The following is a 3,495-nucleotide window of genomic DNA, read 5'->3' on the forward strand; positions in this document are numbered from 1 at the left end:
GTGGTGGGTGTGGTGTTCTTGGTGTTTCGGTTGAAAGACCATGTTTGTTTTCCTGTGTCCTTGGCACGCGTGCCCCTTGTGTGGGTGTGTGGTGTGGGGGTGTGGGGTTGTTGTTTGGGAACTGTATAGTGAACGCGAGCATCTTGAAATGACAGGTGCCTGCCGCATTTTGTGTGTGTGGGTGTTTGTTGTTTTGTGATTTTGTTGATTGTTTTGTTGCTCATGTATTTGAGGTTTTCTGTGCTGTCGTTTGTCTGTGATGGATGGATGATTGTGTTGAAAGTTTTTAAGGGCGCACGGTGGATGCCTTGGCATCAGGAGCCGATGAAGGACGTGGGAATCTGCGATAAGCCTGGTGGAGTCGATAACCGGACGTTGAGGCCAGGATTTCCGAATGGGGAAACCCGGCACCATGTTATGTGGTGTGACCCGTGGCTGAATGTATAGGCCATGTGGGGGGAACGCGGGGAAGTGAAACATCTCAGTACCCGCAGGAAAAGAAAACAATAGTGATTCCGTTAGTAGTGGCGAGCGAACGCGGATGGGGCTAAACCGGTAGGTGTGTGATAGCGGATAGGCGTTGCATCTTCGGGGTTGTGGGGTCCATATGTGCCAGTTCTATTCGGCTGGCGGGATGAGGTGCAGGCGTATAGGTGAATCGGTTGGAATGCCGGACCAGAGAGGGTGATAGTCCCGTAGTCGTCATGCGTGCTGCCGTCCTAGTGTGGGTGCCCGAGTAGCACGGGGCTCGAGGAATCCCGTGTGAATCTGCCAGGACCACCTGGTAAGCCTGAATACTACCTGATGACCGATAGTGAATCAGTACCGTGAGGGAATGGTGAAAAGTACCCCGGGAGGGGAGTGAAATAGTACCTGAAACCGTGTGCTTACAAACCGTTAGAGCAGGGCTTTGTGTTCTGTGATGGCGTGCCTTTTGAAGAATGAGCCTGCGAGTTAGTGCTGTGTCGCGAGGTTAACCCGTGTGGGGTAGTCGTAGCGAAAGCGAGTCTGAATAGGGCGTTTGAGTGGCACGGTCTAGACCCGAAGCGAAGTGATCTACCCATGGCCAGGTTGAAGCGCGTGTAAGAGCGTGTGGAGGACCGAACCCACTTCAGTTGAAAATGGAGGGGATGAGCTGTGGGTAGGGGTGAAAGGCCAATCAAACTTCGTGATAGCTGGTTCTCCCCGAAATGCATTTAGGTGCAGCGTTGCGTGTTTCTTACTGGAGGTAGAGCTACTGGATAGGCGATGGGCCCTACAAGGTTACTGACCTTAGCCAAACTCCGAATGCCGGTAAGTTAGAGCGCAGCAGTGAGACTGTGGGGGATAAGCTTCATAGTCGAGAGGGAAACAGCCCAGAACGCCAACTAAGGCCCCTAAGCGTGTGCTAAGTGGAAAAGGATGTGGAGTTGCTGTGACAACCAGGAGGTTGGCTTAGAAGCAGCCACCCTTGAAAGAGTGCGTAATAGCTCACTGGTCAAGTGATTCCGCGCCGATAATGTAGCGGGGCTCAAGCACACCGCCGAAGTTGCGTCATTCAAACATGTCATTGGCTTTTGTGGTCCAGTGGTTTGGATGGGTAGGGGAGCGTCGTGTGGCCGGTGAAGTCGCGGTGGAAACCAGCGGTGGAGGCTACGCGAGTGAGAATGCAGGCATGAGTAGCGAATGACGGGTGAGAAACCCGTCCGCCGAATGATCAAGGGTTCCAGGGTCAAGTTAATCTGCCCTGGGTTAGTCGGGACCTAAGGCGAGGCCGACAGGCGTAGTCGATGGACAACGGGTTGATATTCCCGTACCGGCGAAGGACCGCCCATACTGAGCATCTGATGCTAACCACCTGCCGCCATGACGTGCTGCCCCCTTTGGGGGGTGGTTGTTGTGGTTGGTGGCTGGGAACCGAGGGTGTGAGGTCAGCGTGTTAACAGGTGTGACGCAGGAAGGTAGCCGAGCCAGGCAATGGAATTGACCTGGTCCAAGGGTGTAGGGTGTTTCGTTGGCAAATCCGCGGAACGTGTGCCTGAGACCTGATAGGCGCCCACTTTGGTGGGTGATTCGGTGATCCTATGCTGCCTAGAAAAGCATCGGCGTGAGGTCCCAGTCCGCCCGTACCCTAAACCGACACAGGTGATCTGGTAGAGAATACCGAGGCGATCGAGAGAATCATGGTTAAGGAACTCGGCAAAATGCCCCCGTAACTTCGGAAGAAGGGGGGCCTGCCTCGTGAGGGAAACTTGCTTTCCTGAGCGGGTGTGGGCCGCAGAGACCAGGGGGAAGCGACTGTTTACTAAAAACACAGGTCCGTGCGAAGTCGCAAGACGATGTATACGGACTGACTCCTGCCCGGTGCTGGAAGGTTAAGAGGACCTGTTAGACCCCTTTGGGGTCGAAGCGGAGAATTTAAGCCCCAGTAAACGGCGGTGGTAACTATAACCATCCTAAGGTAGCGAAATTCCTTGTCGGGTAAGTTCCGACCTGCACGAATGGAGTAACGACTTCCCCGCTGTCTCAACCATGAACTCGGCGAAATTGCAGTACGAGTAAAGATGCTCGTTACGCGCAGCAGGACGGAAAGACCCCGAGACCTTTACTATAGTTTGGTATTGGTGTTCGGTGCAGCTTGTGTAGGATAGGTGGGAGACTGTGAAGCCTGGACGCTAGTTCGGGTGGAGTCATCGTTGAAATACCACTCTGGCTGTACCGGTCACCTAACTTCGGACCATGATCTGGTTCAGGGACAGTGCCTGATGGGTAGTTTAACTGGGGCGGTTGCCTCCTAAAGAGTAACGGAGGCGCCCAAAGGTTCCCTCAGCCTGGTTGGCAATCAGGTGTTGAGTGTAAGTGCACAAGGGAGCTTGACTGTGAGAGTGACAGCTCGAGCAGGGACGAAAGTCGGGACTAGTGATCCGGCGGCACCGTGTGGAAGGGCCGTCGCTCAACGGATAAAAGGTACCTCGGGGATAACAGGCTGATCTTGCCCAAGAGTCCATATCGACGGCATGGTTTGGCACCTCGATGTCGGCTCGTCGCATCCTGGGGCTGGAGTAGGTCCCAAGGGTTGGGCTGTTCGCCCATTAAAGCGGTACGCGAGCTGGGTTTAGAACGTCGTGAGACAGTTCGGTCCCTATCCGCTGCGCGCGTTGGAAATTTGAGAAGGGCTGTCCTTAGTACGAGAGGACCGGGACGGACGAACCTCTGGTGTGTCAGTTGTACTGCCAAGTGCATCGCTGATTAGCTACGTTTGGAAGGGATAACCGCTGAAAGCATCTAAGCGGGAAGCCTGCTTCGAGATGAGATTTCCATGCACTTTTTGTGTGAGAGGCCCCCAGCTAGACCACTGGGTTGATAGGCAGGATGTGGAAGCAAGGACTAAAGACTTGTGTAGCTGACCTGTACTAATAGGCCGATGACTTATCAACACACAACAAAACCACCCCCCTTTTGTGTGGGGTGTTCGGCAAAGAGTGTTGCTCGCGTTCACTATACGGTTACGAAACA

Annotated in this window: 1 protein-coding gene and 1 rRNA gene; one reads left to right on the top strand and one right to left on the bottom strand. The window is 54.1% G+C overall.

Annotation, left to right across the window (positions count from 1 at the left end):
* Positions 1-224: hypothetical protein (locus FDN03_RS16610; protein WP_212743917.1), on the bottom strand; the 224-nt coding region annotated here is incomplete at its 3' end.
* A gap of 52 nt (positions 225-276) precedes the next feature.
* On the opposite strand from FDN03_RS16610, the gene FDN03_RS14255 reads away from it, so the two are divergent.
* Positions 277-3,417: ribosomal RNA gene (locus FDN03_RS14255) — 23S ribosomal RNA — on the top strand.
* The last annotated feature ends 78 nt before the right edge of the window (positions 3,418-3,495 follow it).

Origin of the sequence: Glutamicibacter sp. V16R2B1 (assembly GCF_005774635.1) — a bacterium.
Classification (GTDB): Bacteria; Actinomycetota; Actinomycetes; order Actinomycetales; family Micrococcaceae; genus Glutamicibacter; species Glutamicibacter creatinolyticus.